The sequence below is a fragment of the Brevibacillus massiliensis genome (assembly GCF_000311785.1).
Taxonomy (GTDB): domain Bacteria; phylum Bacillota; class Bacilli; order Brevibacillales; family Brevibacillaceae; genus Brevibacillus_C; species Brevibacillus_C massiliensis.
Map to the genome: position 1 here is coordinate 634,400 of NZ_HE978536.1, position 20,992 is coordinate 655,391.

General features: G+C 52.1%; 18 protein-coding genes, 1 tRNA gene and 3 pseudogenes. 4 read left to right on the top strand and 18 right to left on the bottom strand.

Annotation, left to right across the window (positions count from 1 at the left end; all coding sequences use genetic code 11):
• Nucleotides 1-102 precede the first annotated feature (102 nt).
• The 3 genes from HGBM_RS06960 to HGBM_RS06970 are packed head-to-tail and all read right to left on the bottom strand — an operon-like array spanning nt 103 to nt 1,602.
• Nucleotides 103-774, bottom strand: coding sequence for an AroM family protein (locus HGBM_RS06960; protein ID WP_019120373.1), 672 nt, complete (start codon nt 772-774; stop codon nt 103-105).
• A complete protein-coding gene (locus HGBM_RS06965; protein ID WP_019120374.1) occupies nt 774-1,100 on the bottom strand; it encodes a DUF6092 family protein in 327 nt (108 codons plus the stop codon). The genes HGBM_RS06960 and HGBM_RS06965 overlap by 1 nt, the downstream gene beginning before the upstream one ends.
• Nucleotides 1,072-1,602, bottom strand: a complete 531-nt coding sequence (locus HGBM_RS06970; protein WP_019120375.1) for a nitroreductase family protein — start codon at nt 1,600-1,602, stop codon at nt 1,072-1,074. The genes HGBM_RS06965 and HGBM_RS06970 overlap by 29 nt, the downstream gene beginning before the upstream one ends.
• Before the next feature lie 546 nt (nt 1,603-2,148).
• Between HGBM_RS06970 and HGBM_RS30255 the strand changes: the two genes are divergently transcribed.
• Nucleotides 2,149-2,325 carry a hypothetical protein gene (locus HGBM_RS30255; protein ID WP_154653322.1) on the top strand — a complete coding sequence of 59 codons (177 nt, stop codon included), beginning with the start codon at nt 2,149-2,151 and terminating at the stop codon, nt 2,323-2,325.
• Nucleotides 2,326-2,374: 49 nt separating this feature from the next.
• On the opposite strand, the gene HGBM_RS06980 is transcribed toward HGBM_RS30255, so the two are convergent.
• The 9 genes and pseudogenes from HGBM_RS06980 to HGBM_RS26860 form a co-directional block, all read right to left on the bottom strand.
• Nucleotides 2,375-2,692 carry a thioredoxin family protein gene (locus HGBM_RS06980; protein WP_019120377.1) on the bottom strand — a complete coding sequence of 106 codons (318 nt, stop codon included), beginning with the start codon at nt 2,690-2,692 and terminating at the stop codon, nt 2,375-2,377.
• The gene (gene grdC, locus HGBM_RS06985) at nt 2,693-4,135 is read right to left on the bottom strand and encodes a glycine/sarcosine/betaine reductase complex component C subunit beta (protein ID WP_019120378.1); all 1,443 of its coding nucleotides are present in this window, start codon (nt 4,133-4,135) and stop codon (nt 2,693-2,695) included.
• A 24-nt stretch (nt 4,136-4,159) separates the two neighbouring features.
• Nucleotides 4,160-5,146, bottom strand: a complete 987-nt coding sequence (gene trxB, locus HGBM_RS06990; RefSeq protein ID WP_019120379.1) for a thioredoxin-disulfide reductase — start codon at nt 5,144-5,146, stop codon at nt 4,160-4,162.
• A gap of 15 nt (nt 5,147-5,161) precedes the next feature.
• Nucleotides 5,162-5,626, bottom strand: a complete 465-nt coding sequence (gene grdA / locus HGBM_RS06995) for a glycine/sarcosine/betaine reductase complex selenoprotein A (protein ID WP_081590103.1) — start codon at nt 5,624-5,626, stop codon at nt 5,162-5,164.
• Between the two features lie 51 nt (nt 5,627-5,677).
• A complete protein-coding gene (locus HGBM_RS07010; protein WP_245552889.1) occupies nt 5,678-7,000 on the bottom strand; it encodes a glycine/betaine/sarcosine/D-proline family reductase selenoprotein B in 1,323 nt (440 codons plus the stop codon).
• A 6-nt stretch (nt 7,001-7,006) separates the two neighbouring features.
• Nucleotides 7,007-8,314 (bottom strand): glycine/sarcosine/betaine reductase component B subunit, encoded by a 1,308-nt coding sequence (locus HGBM_RS07015; RefSeq protein ID WP_019120384.1) that lies wholly within the window; start codon nt 8,312-8,314, stop codon nt 7,007-7,009.
• Between the two features lie 105 nt (nt 8,315-8,419).
• Nucleotides 8,420-9,910 (bottom strand): annotated as a pseudogene (locus HGBM_RS26855) (glycine betaine uptake BCCT transporter).
• Nucleotides 9,911-10,316: 406 nt separating this feature from the next.
• Nucleotides 10,317-10,430, bottom strand: a pseudogene (locus tag HGBM_RS31575) (DNA-binding response regulator); the annotation flags it as partial.
• Nucleotides 10,427-12,180 (bottom strand): annotated as a pseudogene (locus HGBM_RS26860) (ABC transporter ATP-binding protein). The pseudogenes HGBM_RS26860 and HGBM_RS31575, both read right to left, overlap by 4 nt.
• 309 nt (nt 12,181-12,489) lie before the next feature.
• On the opposite strand from HGBM_RS26860, the gene HGBM_RS07035 reads away from it, so the two are divergent.
• Both HGBM_RS07035 and HGBM_RS07040 read left to right on the top strand, forming a co-directional pair.
• A complete protein-coding gene (locus HGBM_RS07035) occupies nt 12,490-13,713 on the top strand; it encodes a zinc-dependent alcohol dehydrogenase (protein WP_019120388.1) in 1,224 nt (407 codons plus the stop codon).
• Nucleotides 13,714-13,755: 42 nt separating this feature from the next.
• Complete coding sequence (locus HGBM_RS07040; RefSeq protein ID WP_019120389.1) at nt 13,756-14,841, top strand: class II aldolase/adducin family protein; 1,086 nt, start codon at nt 13,756-13,758, stop codon at nt 14,839-14,841.
• Here the strand turns inward: HGBM_RS07040 and HGBM_RS07045 are convergent.
• The 5 genes from HGBM_RS07045 to HGBM_RS07065 all read right to left on the bottom strand — a co-directional run bounded on the left by HGBM_RS07045 (nt 14,816) and on the right by HGBM_RS07065 (nt 19,405).
• Nucleotides 14,816-15,670 (bottom strand): alpha/beta fold hydrolase, encoded by an 855-nt coding sequence (locus HGBM_RS07045; protein ID WP_019120390.1) that lies wholly within the window; start codon nt 15,668-15,670, stop codon nt 14,816-14,818. The genes HGBM_RS07040 and HGBM_RS07045 overlap by 26 nt on opposite strands.
• A gap of 113 nt (nt 15,671-15,783) precedes the next feature.
• Entirely contained in the window at nt 15,784-16,902 is a 1,119-nt protein-coding gene (locus HGBM_RS07050) for an MGDG synthase family glycosyltransferase (RefSeq protein ID WP_019120391.1), read from the bottom strand.
• 36 nt (nt 16,903-16,938) lie between these two features.
• The gene (locus HGBM_RS07055) at nt 16,939-17,826 is read right to left on the bottom strand and encodes a diacylglycerol/lipid kinase family protein (protein WP_019120392.1); all 888 of its coding nucleotides are present in this window, start codon (nt 17,824-17,826) and stop codon (nt 16,939-16,941) included.
• Nucleotides 17,827-18,208: 382 nt separating this feature from the next.
• Nucleotides 18,209-18,865: a TetR/AcrR family transcriptional regulator gene (locus tag HGBM_RS07060; RefSeq protein ID WP_019120393.1), complete on the bottom strand. Its 657-nt coding sequence runs from the start codon at nt 18,863-18,865 to the stop codon at nt 18,209-18,211.
• Between the two features lie 36 nt (nt 18,866-18,901).
• Nucleotides 18,902-19,405, bottom strand: a complete 504-nt coding sequence (locus HGBM_RS07065; RefSeq protein WP_019120394.1) for a DUF2179 domain-containing protein — start codon at nt 19,403-19,405, stop codon at nt 18,902-18,904.
• 130 nt (nt 19,406-19,535) lie between these two features.
• Here HGBM_RS07065 and HGBM_RS30260 point away from each other — a divergent pair.
• Nucleotides 19,536-19,632, top strand: a tRNA-Sec gene (locus HGBM_RS30260).
• A 97-nt stretch (nt 19,633-19,729) separates the two neighbouring features.
• Here the strand turns inward: HGBM_RS30260 and gbsB are convergent.
• A complete protein-coding gene (gene gbsB / locus HGBM_RS07070; protein ID WP_019120395.1) occupies nt 19,730-20,968 on the bottom strand; it encodes a choline dehydrogenase in 1,239 nt (412 codons plus the stop codon).
• Nucleotides 20,969-20,992: the final 24 nt, after the last annotated feature.

The window sequence follows — 20,992 nt, forward strand, 5'->3', positions numbered from 1 at the left end:
TGCGACAACCTGTTCCAGGAATCACCCTGCTTTTTTCTGTCTATTATAACCATTTCGAATTTGCCGATCAACAAAAAAGGGACGAATCACGTCCCTTCAGCATTAGATCATTTCCGACACCAATTTTCCGATCAGCGCATTTGACAGAATCACCGGCAATCCGGAAGCCTTCGCTACCAGCTCTCTCGCTTCTTCCGTATACCCCATGCAGTCGAGCAGGATGAGGTCCGCCTTTTCCTTTAATTCGCAGGCCGCCTGCTCCATTTTTTCCCGGTCGTTGTGATAGGGAGAAGCGACGGCAAAGGCGGGAGTCATTCCGTAGGGGAGATACTTTGGCTTGAGGTTTTCCTTTTGTTCGGGCAGCGGCACCAATACGCCAAGCCGCCGCTCTCCTGCCAACGCCTTGACTGTCGGCGGTATGATGTGATCCGGCTCGATCAGGTAAGACTGCCTGGTGGCCAGCCCCGGAAAGACGCCGGTGCAGAGCAGCAGGATTTGTTTGATGCCCATGTCTTCCAGCTGGTAGATTTTCTCTTGCAGGATGGGCTGGATTTTCTGGCGTGACATCACGACATTGTCGCCGTTGGTCAAACGGGAGGTGAGGACGTAATCCCCGGACTCGGGGGCCAAATTTTGTTCGATCCATTCCTTCGTCAAACCGTCCAGCACCCCTGATTGAACGAGTTCGGCCCGCCCGTCCAGATACTTCTCGATAATCGGCGCCACGTCCGTGCGCGGTGCCTGCCCGATCGTAATCATGCCTAGTTTTTTCATCACGCTTCTTCTCCCTCGCTTTCCTTCAGAGTGGATCTCACCAGCAGGTGAATGGCTTCGTCCAACGCTTGGGAAAACCCTTCCGGATCCATCGCCCGCCAGCGGTTCTCCCGCATCACCTTCAGTGTCTCATCCAATTCCTCATCTGCGAGCCCCAATTCCCGCATCAGCGCTACAGATTTCTCCATGGCATCCACCATCCGCATGGGACCGTAAGAGGCTGGCTCCCGATACAACCCTCTGGCACTTGTCAAAACATAGGCGACATAGTCCCGGAGCAGCCTGCGCAGCTCTTCCTTAGTCGCGGTATTCTCCATACCGGTCATACGAGATCACCTCCCTTGCCGCTTTGCTGCTCTTCGGTCTCGGCGGCTGGTCCGCATACCCCAGGCTGATCAGCAGTTCAGGCTCTACATCCTGCGGAAGTCCGAGGATTTCCTTGATCGCCTGCTGGTGAAACGAGCGGACCGGGCAGTTGCCGATCCCGAGAGACTGAGTTGCCAGCAGCACATACGCTGCCGTAATGCCCAAATTGACAAACCGCAGCACTTCGGCAGTGTCGATACCGCCCCGCTGCAGCGCCTCCGTCTGGTTGGAGCACAGGACCAGCACGGCAGCAGGCTGCCCGGACAAGCCTTGGGCAAACCGTTTCAGCCTCCGCAGCTGTACCGGATCCTGGACGATCACAAAGTGGGATTCCTGGGCATTGCTGCCAGACGGGCTGTGCAGAATCGCATCTTTGATCGCTTCGATTGCTTCCGGCGGGAGCGCCTGTGATTTGAACGCACGGGTACTCCTCCTGGTCCGGATCGCTTCAAGTACATTCACATGTGATCCCTCGCCTTCTCTCATCTTCTTCGCTGATCCTTCCCGGTCCGAAGAACAGCGTCAGGGGATCGTCACGAGCCACGCGGCGGCTTTCTGCCGGCTCCCCTATATGGTAACCATCGCGGCCGGCGTGGACACGAGATAAACCGGCGCCTTTCAACCATCAATGGATGGATTTGCACGATATTTCAAAATTATTGTATCCCTTTCTGCGCTGCTCCCGCCATATGCATGCCGGACAAAAAAAGCAGACGTGTTTTGTGCTGCCTCACAAAAAGGAACCAGCCCTCCGTCTGCGGTAAAACGAATATGCCCCGGAAAATCCACTACAATCCATTAAGCAGCAGCCCTCTCCGCTAATCCTGCAAACATCGTTAATTTGTTGCTGCCTTTGAATAACCTAGCTCTTTCATCGTCTTACGGGTGTTTTTGCGATGGGAGGCAGATGGCATGGAGATCAGACATGCTTATGATGGATGGGCCACATGGATTGGGTTATCCCCTCCCGGAAAATGGTTACGCTATACCCAGGAGGTGACCGATTCCATGAACGACAAAAAAACGGGAAATCCTTCCGCCAGAGAGGATTGGGTATACGCCAGGGAAGATACGCTGCCCGTCGGCTCGACCGGCAAATCGCGGGCACACGCTGGGGAGCCTGACGAACAGTATCCGATTCCTGCCGCCCGTCCGATCCCCTGGCAGGAGAATCCGTCCGGGTGAAGGAAAAAGCCGTGCCCCTTACAGGTACGGCTTTTGCTTGTTGCTTTGCTCAAAGATTGCTTTGAACGAACTGCTCCAGTTCCTGTATATTCACTTCTTTGCCGGTCAGCCTGGCTACCTCCTGGCCGTCTTTGTAGAATAGAAAGGCTGGGAGGCCGATCACTTTCAAATCGATGCACAGCCTTCTGTTCTCTGCGCTGTTCATCTTGACGACTTTGAATTTTTCCTGGTATTGATGGGACAGGTTTTCGACAGCTGGCATCAAGGCGAGGCACGGCTGGCAGCTTGGCCCCCATACATCCACCAGGACGGGTTTGGCGGACTGCAATACTTCGGTTGAAAAATTTTCTTTATTCACCTCGATCATTCAGCTCACTCCTTTATTCCGTTCGATCAGGTACGACATGCCGTCGGAAAGTTTGGTCATCTTCCCCAGAAACAAGCTGCCTTTGGCGACAAACATGGCATTTTCGATTTCTCCGTTCATGATCATTTCCCGGGCGTGCCCCATAAACGGAATGGCCGCCGCAATATGCCCCTGCGTAGGCGAGAAACCCGGCATTCCGTGGGCGACCTCATACTCGGCGATACGGGTCCGGTCCATTTCGCCATTCAGCACGGCCATGCTGGCAATCGTCCGGTAGTTGGTTCGGGGGACGTTGCCGTTGCCGTTCGGCTCTGTCACCTCGGGGTTATGCAGTTCGACCGCAAACTTGTCGATGTCCAGAATTTTTTTGCCGATTTTGGTCAAAGGGGCGACGACCAGTGACTGGTAGATCGCTTGGGCGGATGAACCGGAAGAAATATCGTGTTTCCCGACCGCGTCGAGGCGAATGACCGGGCTTTTCCCGTCGTCCTTGCCGATCAAAATGGCGATCGCCCCCATTTGATCTTCCAGGATCGGCATGTCGTGCTTCAGATGTCCGGCGTATTTCATGCCAAGTTTGGCCAGACATCCTCCGCCGATCACCAGCACTTCCTCGTAGAGCCCCGCTTGCACCAGGCAGGCAGCTACGACGACGGCATGAGCGGGTGCGCAGCAAAATGATTTGATATCGGAGCCGCTGGCGTTGACACATCCGGCCAACTCCGCGATCGACTTCGCCATGTTGCCGCCGCCGCGCTGGTAGCGGTCCCCTACCGCTTCCTCGTCGCAGCCGATCACGTACTGGATTTGTTCCGCAGTCACGTCGAACGAACGGAGTACGTACCGCATCGCCACTACCCCGGAGGCTTTGTTGCATAAATTCTCCAGGATAATCTCCGCGGTCAAATTTTCGTCTTCCTCATGGGCGGTACTGACACAGCCCGCCAATTTGCCGCCGTTATAGAGCGGAATCGCGATGTTTTGGGCGATCTTTTCCTCGATCGCGGCAAGCTGTACACCGCTGCCCAGCTTTTCAAGGTCGTTCGGGGCGATCAACGGATGCTGCTCTAGTTTTGGCTTGATTTCCGCCAGAAAGCTCTCCTCGAATTGGACCAGGTCGTATTCATCCGCTAATTTTAACCAGCCGTAAAACTCCTCCTGCGGCATGATTTCTCCACTGGAGCTAAACCGTTCCGCAGCCTGCAGCGGCGACCGGTGCCACGGCTGCTCCACCTCACGCAGCCGATCGGGCCGCAGGTTGCCGATGAATGCCTGATTTGGCGGGTACGCTACCGCTTCTTGGTAGCTTCTCAGATGGCGGGCGATGTTTGCCAGCAGGTCCTTGTCTTTTTTAATTTCGCGGGCCGGCTTCGACCCGTGGCAGACCAATTCCGGAGTATGCACGAGAACAAATGAAGCGCCTTTGACAACCGGTGTCACCATAACGAACTCCCCCTAACCACGCACTTACGCGCCATTTTTCATCACGTTCGTCAAATCATATGCGTCTGCTTGTTCCTTCAGCGTCGCATCCAGGTTTTCCGCGTACTGTTGGGCGGATAAGGCCGCGATGCTTCCGTCACCGGTAGCGGTTACAACCTGCCGCAAATCTTTTTCCCTGATGTCTCCTGCGGCAAAAATGCCGGGAATGTTCGTCCGCATCTGCTCATCCGTGACGATATACCCGCTCTGGTTGGTAATGCCGAGAGCTGCAACGCATTCGGAGATGGGATCCATCCCGACGTAAATGAAGACTCCGCTGCAAGGATACTCCGTCTCTGCGCCGGTGAGCGTGTGCTTGATGACGACGCCCGACACCATCCCGTCGCCGCGGATTTCCTGGACAGTGTGATTCCAGATGAAGTGGATCTTGGGGTTGTCAAAGGCGCGCTTCTGAATGATCTTCTGGGCGCGAAGCTGATCGCGGCGATGAATGATGGTGACTTTGCTGGCAAACCGCGTAAGGAAGACGGCTTCCTCCACAGCCGAATCGCCTCCACCGATCACCGTCAGTTCCAGATCGGCGAAAAAAGCTCCGTCACATACAGCGCAATACGACACACCGCGGCCGGACAGCTCGCTTTCGCCTTTTACTCCGAGTTTGCGATGCTCGGCCCCCGTCGCTACGATGACCGACTTGGCCTTGTACTCTTTCCCGTCCGCGACGACTGTTTTGTACGGGTAGCCGTCCCTGATCTCCTGGATGTGGCCGCGAAGGAATTCCGCTCCAAACTTTTTCGCGTGTTCAAACATTTTTTGGGAAAGCTCCGGACCAAGAATGTGGGAAAAACCCGGATAATTCTCGATGTCCTCCGTGTTTACCATCTGTCCGCCCGGACTTTGCTTTTCGATCATCAGGGTGCGCATGTTTGCCCGCGAAGCATATACAGCGGCGGTCATGCCGGCAGGCCCGGCACCGGCAATAATGACATCATACACTTTGTCCTCGCTCAAACTGACAGCCTCCCTTTATCCCAAAAAGTTCTTCCGGGCGTTGTTCATGGCCTCACAGATCGCATCCTTATCGAGGGACAGCTCCATCAAGCCGACCTGTTCCTGGTAGACATCTTCCGGAATCAACGCTTTTATTTCGTCTTCCAAAATGTGGTACACACTCAGCTTCAACTCAACCCCTGCCAGCGGACCGGCATAGGTCGGGTCGCCTACGGTGACCGTCTCGGCGTAGATGTCCGCGCTGTCCGCATCGGGAGAGCCAAGCATCACCACCACGTTTTCTTTTCCGTATTGTTCAACTGCCTTGAGTAACGCTCCCTGGACCTCCAGGTCCATCGCACCGGCGGCAGTTCAGACGAAGCATTGCGTATCCATAAAGATGACATCGGCTCCGGAGGCTTTTACGCAAGCAGCCACAGCGGGCGCCGGTACGCCATCCCGTTCACCGATTACAAAAACCTTTTTCTTTTCCAGGACCATCTAAAACAACTCCTTTTCGTCTAATCAATTCGCCCTTCTCGCAGCACCCTGCTAGATCTTCACTTCAAAAATCGTCGGCTCCGTGATTTCCGTCGCCAAGGCGTCCAGGGCGACGCCGACCCGGTGCTTCCTAAGCTTCCACTGATCCTCCAAAGACAAGCTGGGATCGCCTAGCGGATACGGGATGGAAACGGTCGGAACAATCCGGTTGGCACCGACTGTCTTGGCAATGGAGACAAGGTTGGCCATCTGGACGATGGGGATTCCGCGTTTTTCGATTTCCTTGGTAATCGTTGCCCCGCAACGAGTGCAAGTCCCTCAGGTGGCGGTCAGGACTACGGCGGATACCTGGGCGTCCAGCAGCTGCTGGGCAATTTCCGCTCCCATCCGGCTCGCTTCCGCCTGAGTCGTTCCCGTGCCTACCGTACAGTACAAGTAATCGTGGATTCTGCCGATCTTCCCCTCCCTTTCGTAGGCCCGCAGAGCATCCAGCGGCACGATGACATTGGGATTCTCGTTTCCGGCACTCGGGTCAAACCCGGCGTGGATGGTCACGTATTCTCCGGCTTTCAAGCTCTGCTGGTCTGCGATATTGTACTTGCCCCACTTTGTCGCCGAAGCCGACTGAATGCGGTCCGGATTGCCGACCGGGACCACCCCGCCGGAGGTGACCAGGGCGATCGTCGCTTCCCGCAAATTCGCGACGGGCGGGGCGATTGGCACCCGGTTGATCTTGGGCATTGGCATTTCCGTTTCAAACGGTTCTCCGTTCAATTTTTTCAGGAGCATGTCGACGGCCCGGTCAGCGCCCGAAACCGGCGGATATTGAAACGCTTCCAGGCGAATGCCGCGGGGAAAGTACCCTTCTTCCTTGGCCGGCCGCAGTTCGCTTTTGGTCACCAGCTTTTTGGCGAATGCGGCTACTTTCGGGATGTCCTTGCGCATCGCTCCGGCGCTGTCCCCTCCGGCGAAAATGTAGACGTCCCGGCGGAACATCTCCACAGCCGGATTCTCGTGAAACATGCTGGTCACGGCCGGCACGCCAAACCTTTCCTGAACGACCTTGCAAATTTCCCCGCAGGCGAAGCCGTAACGGCCGGCCATGAACGCCGGACCGGCGATAAACACATCAAACTCCTTGTCGCGAAGAAAATGCAGGATTCGCTCGATGGCCTCTTCCTTTCGGGAACCAAAAAAGTTATCGCCGCAAATGATCGTGTGCGTCACGGTTGCTTCTGGAGCGAGCAGCTTGCTCAGCAGCATGCCGGGCCCGACAAACCCTTCCCGGATCTCCGGTGCAAAGTCCGCCTGGTCTTCGCCTCCTATCTGTCCGAAGAATTGGTTTACATAGTGGATTGCCTTCTTCACCCGCATCGCCTCCTAGTACTCCACGACCGTTTTGTAGTGTTCGCCGGTATTGGCATCAGAGCAGAACATCCCGTTGTTCTCCATTTCAACCGAGCCGTCCGGGAACACACAGCCTTCCCACCCGCCTGAATTGCCGTCCCGTGCAAGCGATTCCAATTCGCCGATGACGGTCTCCATCGGCGGAAGCCTGAGCAGCTGCGAGACATTGCCGGTAGAGACGATCGCATCCGCTTTCTCCGACAGGTCCACCAAAGACTGGGAGCGCCCGTCTCGTCCGGTGCATTCATTGGTGATGCCGACTACCTTGATCCCCGCGTCAACCAGCTCGTTGATGACCAAAATAAAGTCAGCGTCGGGATTGCCGTAGCCTTCCTCGCAGACGATCGCGCCCTCGGCCCCGAGTGAAGTGGCAAGCTGCCTGACAAACTGGGCGGAACGCGTTTTTTGCTCCAACTGCACGTTGAGATTGGAGAGGATGACCCCGAGGAAGTTTACCGTCTGTCCATGCTCTTTCATCAGGCGTTTGATCGTCGCGTTGTTGACGTGCTGGTACGTAGAGATCTTCGACGAACACGGCATGAAGCTGCCGGAAATGACGGCGCCGTCAAGCAGTTCGGTGGGATTGAGAAAAGTCGGCAGCATGTGATTGGCGTCCCACCCGTAGACGAGCGCGTTGTACCCTTCGTCCAGCATCTGGGACTGCAGCTGCAAGACGTAGACGACAGAAGGCAGCCGGCTCACTTCCGGGCCGCGCTGGTTTAACGGAAGCGATTCGTACACCTCCAGTTCCTCAGGCTCCAGCTCCTTCACGCACTGTCCGATGTACTCGGCCAGCCTCATTCCGGCCCAGCGGAGCGCTTTGTTCTTCTTCTGCTGTTCATGCCGCTCAAACTCCTCATCCGTATCAGCTACCAGGCAGATGTTCAACAGTTGGGAAAACATCGTTTGCTTGGCAGCCGGTCCGCTCATGTCGATCAGGCCGTCTTGAAACCCTCCCCAGTGCTTGCCGACAACCAGGACGCAACTGCCTTTCAACGCGTGAGTCCGCCCGCTTCCGGCCGGAACCAATTTGTTGATGACACCCGGAAACATCACACCGCCCGACACTTTGCAGCGCGGCTCAATCGCCTCTTTGACAGGCGTGATCCGCACAGGCTCACCCGGTTTGGCAATGACGATATCCGCATCGGTAATGTGATCGTCCTCGCAGACGACTTGCAAAGCTTCTTCCTTGTTGATGGTCAAGACTCCATCCCGATAAGAAGTGGCCTCGCCGAAAATGACGTCCCTTACGTAAAAGTTGCCGATTTCTAGTCTCAACCAAGTCCCTCCTCATCACCTGTCATTGCATTCTAAACAAGATTATATGGTAATCGCGATTGATTTGTAAATATATTTCTAAATGTTCTTAATTTAATTAATAAATTAAACAGCACTGTCCGAATGCTTGGCGTAATCGTCACTCCGTTTGCTGCCAAACGCCCTTGCCAAAGCGACAGCGGCATCTGTTTTGAGCCCTCTTACCAAGGCTGCACACATCGCCACCATGATCACCGAGAACGGAAAAGCCGCTGCGATCGAAACCGTCTGCAGCGTCGTCAAACTGTCACTGAGCAGCAAGACCACCGCGGTCGCAGCCTGAATGATCCCCCAGGTGCACTTGATCCGGTTGTCCGGATTGAGATTTCCTCCAGTCGTGAACATGCCGAGCACAAACGTGGCAGAATCGGCGGAAGTGACGAAGAACGTGATGATCAGAACGACCGAAAGCGTGACCAACACCGGACTGAACGGAAAATACTGCAAAAACTCAAACAACGCCGAAGTGACATCTTGAACGGCCTGTTCAGCCAAAGCGATCCGGCCCTGATTGTGTGCCAGATACAGGGCCGACCCGCCAAACGCAGAAAACCACAAAAAAGTCCCGAGCGCTGGAACCACCAGCACTCCGATGATAAATTCCCTGATCGTTCTCCCCCGCGAGATCCTCGCGATAAACGTTCCCACAAACGGCGCCCAGGCGATCCACCAGGCCCAGTAAAACAGGGTCCAACCCGCGATCCAGGTATCCTCACGAAACGGTTCCAGGCGCAGACTCATCGAGAGGATGTTGTTCAGATAACTGCCGACCGAGGAAATCAACGCTTTAAAAATATGGGCGGTAGGGCCAAGGGCGATCAACAGCCCCATCAACAGAAAGGCGAGCATGATGTTGAGGTTGGAGAGAAGTTTGATCCCCCGAGTCAGGCCGGTCGCAGCCGAGATCATGTACATCGCCGTAAGCACAGCGATAATCACAAGCTGCACGCTTGTCGTATTGGCCAGCCCGAACATGCTTTTCATCCCGCCGGCGATCTGCAATGTCCCCAAACCAAGCGAAGTGGCGATGCCAAACACCGTCGCAAAGACAGCCAGGATGTCAATCGTTTTCCCCAGCGGCCCGTAGATGCGGTGGCCCAGCAGCGGATAAAACGCGGAGCTGATCAAGGCAGGCAGATTTTTGCGGAATTGAAAGTACGCCAGGCTCAGGCCCACTACCGTGTAAATCGCCCAAGGGTGCAGTCCCCAGTGAAAAAAGGTGTACTGAAGCGCCGTCGCCGCAGCCTCTGCCGTTTTTCCGCTGCCAAACGGCGGCGTGATATAGTGGGAAAGCGGCTCTGCCACTCCCTAGAAGACAAGCCCCACCCCCATACCGGCACTGTACAGCATGGCGATCCAGGACAGCGTGCTGTAGGCCGGTTTGTCAGACTCTTGTCCCAGCCGAATGTTCCCGTACCGGGAAAAGATAAGAGCAACAGAAAACAGCAGAAAAAACAGAGCAGCCAGCAGGTAGAACCAGCCAAAAGACTGGAGTATGGTTTTTAACAGTGAGGAACTGAGTGAAGCGAGACTGTCTTTGAAGAATACGCCCAACACGATAAAAATGGTCTAACGAGCAGTGAAACCGTAAAAACGGCGTTTTTTGCCGAAAGGTATCTCATCGGCTATTCCCTCCCTCTTGCATCGCAAGCAGCAAGACCTCCTGGACCGGAGGGTAAGAGGGTGGTCATTTATTGGGGAATATTTGCGGGGTGACGTACATGCGGAATTCTCCTCCTACATTACAGGCATATCACGCCGAAGCAATCATGGTTAAAAAATAATCGAAGTCATTTTCTAAAGTATTATACAGCATTATTCTGAATATTGAAACATCATTCTCTCCGAGAAAGCAGGCGAGTTGCCCTGACAGACAAAAAACCGCCGTACTGGCGGCGGTAATCAAAGCAATTGCATCCAGTGAATAGCTCCCGCGCTCAGCACGGCCATGCCGCAACGAACCCACCCCCTCCACTCCGTCGAAGGCTTCATACGTGTCAAATCCCTCTTGCTGCAGAAAATGACAGACCAATTCCCGGATATGGGCATCGTCGTCGACTACCCGTATTTTCGTCATATTTCCTGCACCAGCTCCTTCATCCGCAATTGCTGCCGGGCAAATTCCCGGTACATCTCGTGAGAGCGCATCAGTTCTTCGTGTGTTCCCATTCCGGTGATCCGCCCCTTGTCTAAAAACAGGATCTGATCGGCGTCCACCACCGTGGAGAGCCGATGGGCGATCACGAGAGTCGTCCGCCCTTGCATCAGGTTGTTCAACGCCTTCTGCACGACGAATTCCGATTTGCTGTCGAGGCTTGACGTGGCTTCATCCAGCATGAGGATTTTCGGGTCGCGCAAGAGCGCCCGGGCGATGGCGATCCGCTGGCGCTGCCCGCCGGACAGCTTTATGCCTCGTTCTCCGACTTCCGTGTCATATCCATCGGGAAGCTCATCGATAAACTGATCGGCGTACGCCATTTTGGCCGCCTGCCTCAGTTCATCGTCACTGACGGCCCGCTCCATGCCGTAACAGATATTCTCGCGGATCGTCCCTGCGACCAGCGGGCTCTCCTGTGACACGTAACCGATCTGGCTGCGCCACGACTGCAGTGAAAAATTCCCGATCGGTTCTCTCCCCAAGCGGATCACGCCCTCTGTCGGTTGATAGTACCTTTCCAGCAGGGAAAACAAGGATGTTTTTCCGCTCCCGCTCGGGCCTACGATCGCCGTCACTTTCCCCGGCTCTACGGCGAAGCTGACCCCTTGTAAAATGACTTCACCGGGCTTATAAGCAAATGTCACGTTGTCCAGCACAATCGGTTGGCTGGTGTTCTCCAGCGCGCGGCCGGTCGAATAATCTTCTTCCGGAGCGTTCAATGTCTCGATGATCCGCTCCGTCGCGCCCATCGCTTTTTGAAACTCGGTAAAGAAGGCGGTCAATTGCGTCATCGGAATGACGATCTGAAACAGGTAGAGGATAAACGCGACCAGATCGCCTGCCGTCATCGCACCCTCATCCCGCCGTACCCGATGATCACGACGAGCAGCATCATCAGCACGAACATAATCACCGGGCCGATCTGCGCCTGGACTTTCGCCTCTTTCAAACCGAATCGAAACAGATTGGTGATCCCCTGCTTTCCGCGCTTGTACTCCAGCGGTTCGGCGTTTGACGCCTTCACGAGGCGGATCTCCGACAACACCTGCGTCAGGATCGCCGTAAACTTCGCTGTTTCATCCTGCATCTGGACGGAAATGGTGTGCATTCTTTTTCCCAACGGACCCAGGATCAGCATCGACAGCGGCACGGCCGTCAGCATCAGCAACGTCATTCTCCAGTCGAGCGCGAGCAGAATCACGACCGATCCGATGATCGAGATGATCCCGGTAAAAAAGTTTGTCAGGTGGTCGGTGATCAGTCCCTTGACCACGCCCGTGTCGTTCGTCATCCGGCTGATCGTCTCCCCTGTCTGATGATCGTCCGAATAAGACACGGGCAGTGCGAGCAGCTTCTTCCACAGCCGATCCCTGAGGCCGGCGACGATCTTTTGTCCAAAGTGATTTAACAGGTAGATTGACAGTCCCCCGGAAATCGCCTGGGCGATAAAGGCTGCGATCAGGATCGTAATCTGCCCGCTACCGATCGACGACAAGGAAAAGCTGTTCACCAGATTTTTTGTAAACAGCGGAACGGCAAGCCCGGCTGCGGTAGCCACGAGACTCAGGATCAACGCCACACACATCGGCAGTACCGGCGGCTTCGTCTGCTTGATCAGTTGTAAAAATTGCCGCCAGTCTCCCGTCGTTTGCACATTCTTCCGATTCATTTTCATTTGCTTCTCCCCAAACCATCTATTTTTATCGGCCAGCCAGCGAAACCAATCATACGACATGTTTATGAACCGAATATGAACGAAAGCGATATGACAAGGAAAATCCAAAATCACGGTTGGAGAATTTTGCAGCAGTATCTCATGGGGTCAGTATAAACATTATACTACAAGTTCCTTACTTCTTTAGCTGTCTCTGGGCGGAGTGAATCGTTCACAGTTCTCATACCTGGAATCATAACTGTGAGATTTGAAAATACACATAAATACTGTCAGACAATCTTCTGAAGGGAGGAGATACAGGTTGTGAAAGCGATACAATTTCAAGCAACCATTCCTCGTTATGTATCAAGCAAAGCATTGGGCCGTTTTTTTCCATCCGTATTTTCCGGTCCGATGTCATGCCTATCCTATGATGACGTAAAGGAACCATCCTTACCTAATCAAGAATGGGTGAAGGTTAGAGTCAAGTTTGGCGGTATATGCGGCAGTGACCTAAATCTCATTTTTCTTCACGACAGCCCAGCTACTTCTCCTTTTGCTTCATTTCCCTTTACGATCGGCCATGAAGTGGTCGGCGTGATAGAGGAAGTGGGACGAGAAGTCAAAAATCTGTCAGTGGGCGAGCGGATTGTGGTTGATCCCATCCTTTCATGTGAGGCTAGGGGGTTTCGTAATCCTTGCACGGCCTGCAGCAGGGGTGACTTTAGCCTGTGCGAGCGAATGACCATAGGTGATGTTTCACCCGGACTGCTAATCGGGGCCTGTCGGGATACGGGAGGCGGCTGGAGTCCCCTTTTGGTCGCTCACCATAGTCAGATCCTTAAGGTACCCCAGGAGGTAAGTGACCTTCATGCCGTAATGACCGATCCGTTTGCCACTGCCTTGCACGGCGTCATGCGAGATCGTCCTCGGGATAATGAAACCGTTCTGGTTATCGGAGCAGGGGTCATTGGAATTTGTGTTGTCGCAGCCATCCGCTCGCTTGGGATTCATGCTCGTGTAATCGTATTAGCAAAACATCCGTTTCAAGCAGAAATGGCACGCCGTTATGGAGCGAATGAAGTGGTGCTGCTTTCATCCCGCTCCGATTATAATCAGCAATTGGCAGACCTTCTCGGAGCAAGAGTGCTAAAGCCTATCTTTGGGAGGCCGGTTATTCAAGGAGGAGCGGACATCGTCTACGAGTGTGTTGGAAAGGACCAAAGCATAAACGATTCACTGCGATTCGCCAAAAGCAAAGGCAAAGTAAACCTATTGGGAGTAGCCAGTATTCCCCATAAAGTTGATTGGACCCCGATTTGGTTAAATGAACTTGATATAAAAGGAAGTTTTGCCTGCAGTACGGAGGAATATCAGGGAGAGCGAATCCGTACCTATGCCGTTGCGCTAAAGTTGATGCGTTCCGGTAAAGTGGACCTGGCTTCCTTAGTAACTCACCGCTTTCCGTTAGATCGATACCGCGAAGCCATTGAGACCGCTGCAGGTAAGGGAAGGACGGGGGCGTTAAAAGTTGTTTTTGAACCTTAAGCTTTCCTGCACGACAAAAAAAAGTAAGGGCGAGGGATCGAAGTGAATTTTACTTTTGTTGGCCAGTTAAACAGCCCTCATTTAAAATGGTTCGCTGAGGGGATCAAGAAGGAGTTAGTTGCCGAGAGCTATCAATATTGCGAAGAATCCGCCGAGAATATTCGAATGGTTTTACATTTTGTCAATCAGGATCATATGAAACCTTATCGTCGGAAAGCACAAGCCACTTTTTGCGTCGCAGTGGCAGAAACAAATGCATTCCCTGAAGATATATTAAAGGAAGGCTATCCCATTCTCATCCGCACTTTGTCCAATCTGTTGATTTACATCATCCATTCGCCGGAAACACTTGAAGCCTATTTTATCACCCTTGAGCGGGGATGTTACTCCGTTTCTTACACGGATATAGACGATCAGCTGTTTTTTTCCAAAGTGGCGAAAAGGCTGATTCCAATTGCTTCCTCTCGATTGGTGATCGATAACGAATTTCACCGCGACCTGCCTGAAGAACTATGGAATGGTGACGAAATAAGTGCGCAACTTGGGGAAGCGGGACGTAAATTGGACGCGCTGAACCTTCTGCCGGCGCCTTTTCCAATGGAAGAATTGTTGAGCCCCCAAGATTTTCGTCATGTCAAGCGACTCTTCGGAATCGGCGGTTTAAGTTACGGCAATTTGAGTGCGCGGAAAAAGGGACAACAGTTTTGGATGAGCGCGAGCGGGGTAAACAAGGGGGATATGCGAGAGATCGGACGGGACATCCTGCTCGTCGCGGGATACAGTGAGGAACGAAATGCGATGCTCCTCCATATTCCTCCGCACATCGAACCTCGTCGGGTGTCTGTTGATGCCATCGAACATTGGATGATTTACACGCGGCATCCCGAGGTAAAAGCGATTATCCATATCCACGCCTGGATGGACGGGATTCTCTCCACGGAAATCAATTACCCTTGCGGTACATGGGAATTGGCGAAAGCCGTATCAGATCTGGTCAGCCGGGCAGATGATCCATCGAGAGCCATTATTGGTTTGAAGAACCATGGTTTGACGATTACCGGAACAAGCTTGGAAGATATCTTTGAGCGGATCGACGGGCTCATCATCCGGCAGATCCCGATGACCTGACGGTTACCCAATCAAAGATATTGTGTACCACTTCCTCTTGGTGATGCTCATGCAATGGTCGATGCCCCCCATCTGAAAACATGATAGATTTTTTATCCTCATGGGGGATCGCAAGAAAAAAATTCTCTAGCAACCTTTGATTAATCAAGGGGTCTTGCCCACCGTAGAGAACCAAAGTCGGGAGGCTGTATTTTGCCGTTTCTGACAAGGCACGAACTCCGTTTTGCAGCATTTCAGCGAACCATCGCGGGGTGTATTGGATGGTAAACAGAGGGTCATGTAAGCTTTCAGAGGAACTACCAAGCAAAATCGACCTTAACCAACTCCACTTAAAGGGTTCGATCGGCAGGCTGGGTGCTATCCATGATAGTAAATCAGTCATTTTTTTTAACGGATAAGGTAGGGGAAAGCGCATTCCCAATACGGGAGACGATAAAATCACGCCTTTTGCCTTGCCGTTGTATTCTTGACTATAGCGAATGGCGATCAACCCACCCAAGCTGTGACCTAATAAAAAAATAGGCACGCCCGGGTATCGTGATTGCAGCAGGATAATCAATGCTTCCAAATCAACCAGGTATTCTTCAAAACGATTGATATGGCCGCGGTGTCCTTCCGATTTGCCAAACCCCCGCAGATCAGGAATGATAAGCCCGACTCGATAACGCAAGGACTTCTCCCCTATATGGGAATAATAGCCCGAATGTTCTCCGGAACCATGAAGTAAAACAATTAGTGCCCGGAGTTCTGCCGGCATCCAGCTGCGATAATAGATATGAAATCCTTGCGCTCCAATATAATAGCTGCTGAAACAAGAATCTCTATTCATTGGGACACCCTCCGAAGAAGCTTACACCTTATTTAGGTTAACCACTTTCCTATGCATTCACACAAAGCTGTGGAAGTTTTTATTGTGGTATTTGGAGGGTCCTGCTAAAAGGCCTACGGGACGAGGAGTTTCAGAATAGATCTGTAACTCTCCAAAGGATCTATGTTTTGTTTAAAATCCATGATTCGTTTCTGTAACAACTCGACTTCTCGCGGAGAACAGAGCCATTTTTGTATCCATGCTTCCATTTCATTTAGGCTGCCAACCTTTATAGCGAATCGATTTTGGACCAAAAAATCACAATTTTTTTCCTCGTGTCCAGGAATTGGCTTATACAAAAGCATGGGAACACCCTTTAACAATGCTTCAAAGCAAGTTACCCCACCTGGCTTCGTAATGATTAGATCAGAGGCATCCATCCATTCATCGATGATATCAACAAATTCCAAAATATGAATATGTGGATGATGGAAACTTCTGTTTTTCAATAAAGAGCGTTTTAACGTTTTATTGTGTCCGGTGCATATTACCAACTGTAAATCTTCTCTCCATTTTGCAAGCATATGGGCGACTTGCCCAATACCACCCAAACCCAATCCCCCACCCATCAGCATAGCGGTCGGCATGTCCTTCAATTGTAATTTCCGCCGTATTTCTTGCATGTTATTCTTCGTCCAAAACTTTGTCTTTGTCGGTATGCCGGAGATAATAATACGATTTCGTTGGATACCCATATTGATTAATTCTTGTTGTACTCTGTCACTTGACACCAAGTAGAGATCTACCTCCGGATGAACATATACGCCATGTGCGTGAAAATCGGTAATCACGGTGCACAGGTTAAATGGGCGGCCCAACCTCTTCACTCTAGACACGGATGAACTGCTAAAGGGATGCGTGCAGATTACCAGGTTGGGTTTTTCATGTTCAAGAAGAGCTTCGATTTTCCGGTGAAACAGTTGATAAATCATGAATTGGTATATTTTGGATATAGGCTGGTTTTGTCTTTTTTGGTAGGTTTTCCCCCACAGAGAAGGGTATGTGGTGATCAGTTTCACGTAAAAATAAAACATGAGAGCAGTGGTAAGAGGGTTAAGTTCCTGACCTAATTCTACAATCTTCGTATGGACGGAGGGGTCAAACAGAGAAATACCTTCCTCCAATGCTTCAGCTGTTTTTGTATGGCCGGCACCGAATGCTTCCGAGAGGATCAGAACCTTTTTACTAATCATTTACTCCCTCATTTCACTGTGAAGTACATGATAGGGTTACACAATGTAAAGTCCTTCTTTTTTTATGCTAAGTTGTATTGGGGTTTCACCAACAATTTCACCGTCTCCATGAGTAATCATCGGCGAAGTTGACATGATTGCAAGCTGTTTGCCAGTCAAAGTGGTGATCGCCCGGTCATAAATATGTGTTCCACGGAACACTCGCGGAAATAGTTTTACCAGCTTCCACCGGGTAATACCATGAACAATGCAGACATCAAAGACGCCGTCGTCAAACTTAGCATTGGGGCAAATTTTCATTCCTCCGCCATAGAACGGGACATTGGCCACAGCAATCAACCATACGCAGGAAAATGTTTGCTCTTGGCCGTCAATTACGATGTTCACTTCCGTCGGTCGATAGAGGAACAAAACCTTGAAAAAACTAAAGATGTAACAGAGTTTTCCCAATCCAAAACGGTTCAGCCATTTTTTATATGTTGCCTGGTTGGTTACTTTGGCTACTTGACCGTCAAATCCGATTCCCGCCGCACTGATAATAACCTCATCATTTATGCAGACGATGTCCATTTTTTGTTTTCGCCCGTACAACACTTTATCAAGCGCTTTATTGCTTTGTTTTGGAATCTGCAATCCCCTAGCAAAATCATTTCCCGATCCCGCCGGTATAGACCCCAGGGGTATCTCTGAACCGATCAATCCGTTTGCCACCTCATGAACGGTGCCATCTCCACCTATTGCTATCACTGCGGATACGTCTTTTTTCTGACTAATTTCCTTTACGATCTCGATGGCATGTCTTGGCCTTTCCGTAAAAGCTACCTGGTATTCAATCTTCTTTTCCACAAGCAAGCGCTCTACATATTTCCAAACCTTATGTCCCTTGCCATTGCCTGAAGCTCTATTGACAACAAACCAAATCATTCCAATTCCTCTCTAAAAAGGTTTTTACATAGAATTGTTCCCAATCATATTGTTTCTAAACGATTATGCCGGAATAAAAGAGAGCATGAATAACAGTTGACACGAATTCTTCTCCCATTCCAATTTTTTTAGTGAATTCAGTTGGTGATACCAATGCTAAACGGTGCAAAACGATGATGTCGAAAAGAAAAAGAGCTTGGACCAGGAAGATCCAAACTCGCAAATCGTGTGACAGCGAACCGCACTTCCAGCGCGGTAAAGTTTACCGCCACGCTTTTGGTTCTCATCGTTTCATTCCCCCGTCTGCACATAAGCATATATAATGGAAGAATTTAAAAAAACTTATCGGCTTCCAGAAAAAAGAGGTTCCTCCCTCCCCCTGTCACTTTCGGGTGTGCTGCCGGACGATCTCTCTGATGTACTTCATCGTCTTCTCCGCTGCCTCCTGCGGTGTGTAGCTGCGCCTGTTGTTCAGGATCATCGTGAGCATCCCCTGCCAGATGAGAATGAGCATTTCATTGAGTTCTTCCGCTTTTTCCTGTTCGATAAAGCCCTCCTTGATGCACTCCTCCAGCGCGATCCTGCCTCTCTTCGACAAATCGGGTTCCAGCAGCATGTGCTTTAGTTCATCCGGCAAATTGTCCAGATCGGCCGGGAATGTGCCGTAGTAGTTTTTTAACAAGCTGTGGGGCTGACTGCCCAAATCGGCAGTAAAAATCGCGTGGTAGATTTTCGGCTCCGCAAACGAAAACCTGCAAAAACAATCCCAAACCAGCAAAAATTTCTCTACCGGATTCTCAGCCGCCGCGATGCAGCCTGGCAGCGCATCTGTGTATTTTTTCAAGAATTTCATCGCGGCAAAAAAGATCAGATGTGATACCTCCTGAAAGTAGTTGTAAATCGTCGCGCTGTTATATCCAGCGCGTTCGGCAATCTGGCGGATGGTAACATTCTCGATTCCTTCCTGCTCGATAATTTCAACGGTGGCGTCCAAAAAGTAGCCCATCATCCGGCTGACTTTCAGTTCTTTGTTCCGCAATGAAACCTCTCCTCACACTCGTGCTTCTTCTGTTACCTATTTCAATTTTTTCTTCCAAAAACCTCCTATAAAATGGTTGGGTTCATAAGAAATCATAAACGCTTTCGGATCGACTTCCCGGATCGTCGAGGTCAAATCCTGATATTCCTTGCGCGGCGCAAGTATGACGGAAACGGTTCTTACGCCCGTCACCCCTTGGCCCGTCCAAGTCGTGACGCCGTAACCCTTTGCTCTGATCCTGGACCATATCTCATGCTCGTTTTCGGTGATGACCTGCAGGGCAATATGGCCGAGCGCGATTTTTTGCTCCAGGTACATTCCCAGCAGAATCCCGATTCCATAGGATGCACTGTAGATGATCACTCCGATCCAGGAGTCAAGATTTTTCAGCACGATTGCCAAGCCCATAATGTATACAAAGATTTCCGCCGTGCTGATGAAGGATGCCAGGTAACGCCTGCCTTTGATCATCAAAACGACACGCAGCGAATTTAGCGCTACATACAGGATTTGAATCAGTCCCATCGCGACGTAAATCATGCTATCCCTCTTTTTGCCAGCGTATAATCTTGTTCGTGAATCAATCATTGCGAACAGAAATTTTTTTGAATTGTCTTGTCTTTCTGGATACGAGGTACTATGATAGGAGTAATTCAACCTGTTTACCCTTGGGGGAGGCTGAAGTGCTGGTGCAATCCCCGGTCTTCAAAACCGAGTGGGACGTCCGTGAGGCGTCTGGTGGGTTCGATTCCCACCCTCTCCCGCCAACAGCGGCCTGGTCCGACAAACCAAGGAGTACATCCCGCCCTGCTACGGGGAGTGATGTACTCCTTTTTCTCATGGTTTGCAGCAGTGATTCCGTTGTTATCCGATGCCCAGCGGCTGCTTGCCGGTGGCTGCCTCCAGCGTCGACGGTTCCAGGTTAAAGCAGCGCCGATAGATCCACTCGTAGCCTTTTACGTCGATATCGCGCGGATTCCCTACGGTTTGCGGGTCTTTGTACGCCTCCACGGCCAACTGGGGAATCATCTCGGCCGGCACGCCTTGTTCTTCCAGCGTGGGAATTTCCACGTCTTTGACCAGCTGGTAGACGGCGCTCACAGCAGCTTTTGCCGCCTCTTCCAGACTCATGCCGTGTATGTTTACGCCCATCGCCTGGGCAATCCGGGCAAATTTCTCCGGTTCTCCCATCCAGTTGTACTCCATGACGGGGCCCAGCATTGCGGCTACGCACTGTCCGTGTGCTACCGGAATGATTCCTCCGAGCGTCTGGGCCATGGCGTGGGCGGCGCCGGCCGACTCGCTGCCGTACGACAGTCCAGCCAACATCGCGGCATGAGCCATCCCGTAGCGCGCCTCGATGTCCTTCCCGTTTGCGACCGCCCGGCGCAAGTACTTCGCGACATACTCGATCGCCAGCAGAGCCACCGCATCAGTCATCGGCTGGGCGTAGTGGCAGGTGTAGCATTCGATCGCGTGGGACAGCGCGTCGATCCCCGTCGCCGCCGTGATGTGGGCCGGCATCGACGTGTGCAGGTTGGGATCGATGATTGTCAGATGGGCGGCAATCAGGGGACCGCCGGTGTTGAATTTAAACTTTCGGTACGGATCGGTAATCACCGCCCACTGTGTTACCTCGCTCCCTGTTCCGGCTGTCGTGGGAATCGTGGTGAGCGGGGGAATGCGTTTTTCCAGCGGCTTTTTGCCTTCTGCCGCCTCGTAGTTCAAGACCGGCTCGCCGTGAACGACCTCTACGCCGATGGCTTTTGCCGTATCCATCGAGCTGCCGCCGCCGACCGCGACCAGTCCGTCACACTGTTCGGCGAGATACAACTCTGTCCCGTTGGCCACGACGTGTATGGAGGGGTTGGGCTCTACCTTGTCGTAGAGCACACAGCTTATCCCGGCGGCTTCAAGACTCTCGATGACGGGATGAATCAAGCCGGCCTTCCTCACCCCGGGGTCGGTGACCAGCAAGACTTTTGTAACCCCCAGCTTTTTCACTTCTTCCCCGGTGTACTGTACGGCGCCAATCCCGTGCTTCAACACCGTGGGCATTTCAAAGCTCTTCAATCTTTCCATTCGTTCAAAGCGCATAAACATCCTAAATCAACTCCTTTTTTTATC

Coding starts and splice junctions, on each gene's coding strand:
- HGBM_RS06960 (WP_019120373.1), bottom strand. CDS start 774: ATGAAAAAACTAGGCATGATTACGATCGGGCAGGCACCGCGCACGGAC.
- HGBM_RS06965 (WP_019120374.1), bottom strand. CDS start 1,100: ATGACCGGTATGGAGAATACCGCGACTAAGGAAGAGCTGCGCAGGCTG.
- HGBM_RS30255 (WP_154653322.1), top strand. CDS start 2,149: ATGAACGACAAAAAAACGGGAAATCCTTCCGCCAGAGAGGATTGGGTA.
- HGBM_RS06980 (WP_019120377.1), bottom strand. CDS start 2,692: ATGATCGAGGTGAATAAAGAAAATTTTTCAACCGAAGTATTGCAGTCC.
- grdC (WP_019120378.1), bottom strand. CDS start 4,135: ATGGTGACACCGGTTGTCAAAGGCGCTTCATTTGTTCTCGTGCATACT.
- HGBM_RS07045 (WP_019120390.1), bottom strand. CDS start 15,670: ATGAATAGAGATTCTTGTTTCAGCAGCTATTATATTGGAGCGCAAGGA.
- HGBM_RS07050 (WP_019120391.1), bottom strand. CDS start 16,902: ATGATTAGTAAAAAGGTTCTGATCCTCTCGGAAGCATTCGGTGCCGGC.
- HGBM_RS07055 (WP_019120392.1), bottom strand. CDS start 17,826: ATGATTTGGTTTGTTGTCAATAGAGCTTCAGGCAATGGCAAGGGACAT.
- HGBM_RS07065 (WP_019120394.1), bottom strand. CDS start 19,405: ATGATTTACGTCGCGATGGGACTGATTCAAATCCTGTATGTAGCGCTA.
- gbsB (WP_019120395.1), bottom strand. CDS start 20,968: ATGTTTATGCGCTTTGAACGAATGGAAAGATTGAAGAGCTTTGAAATG.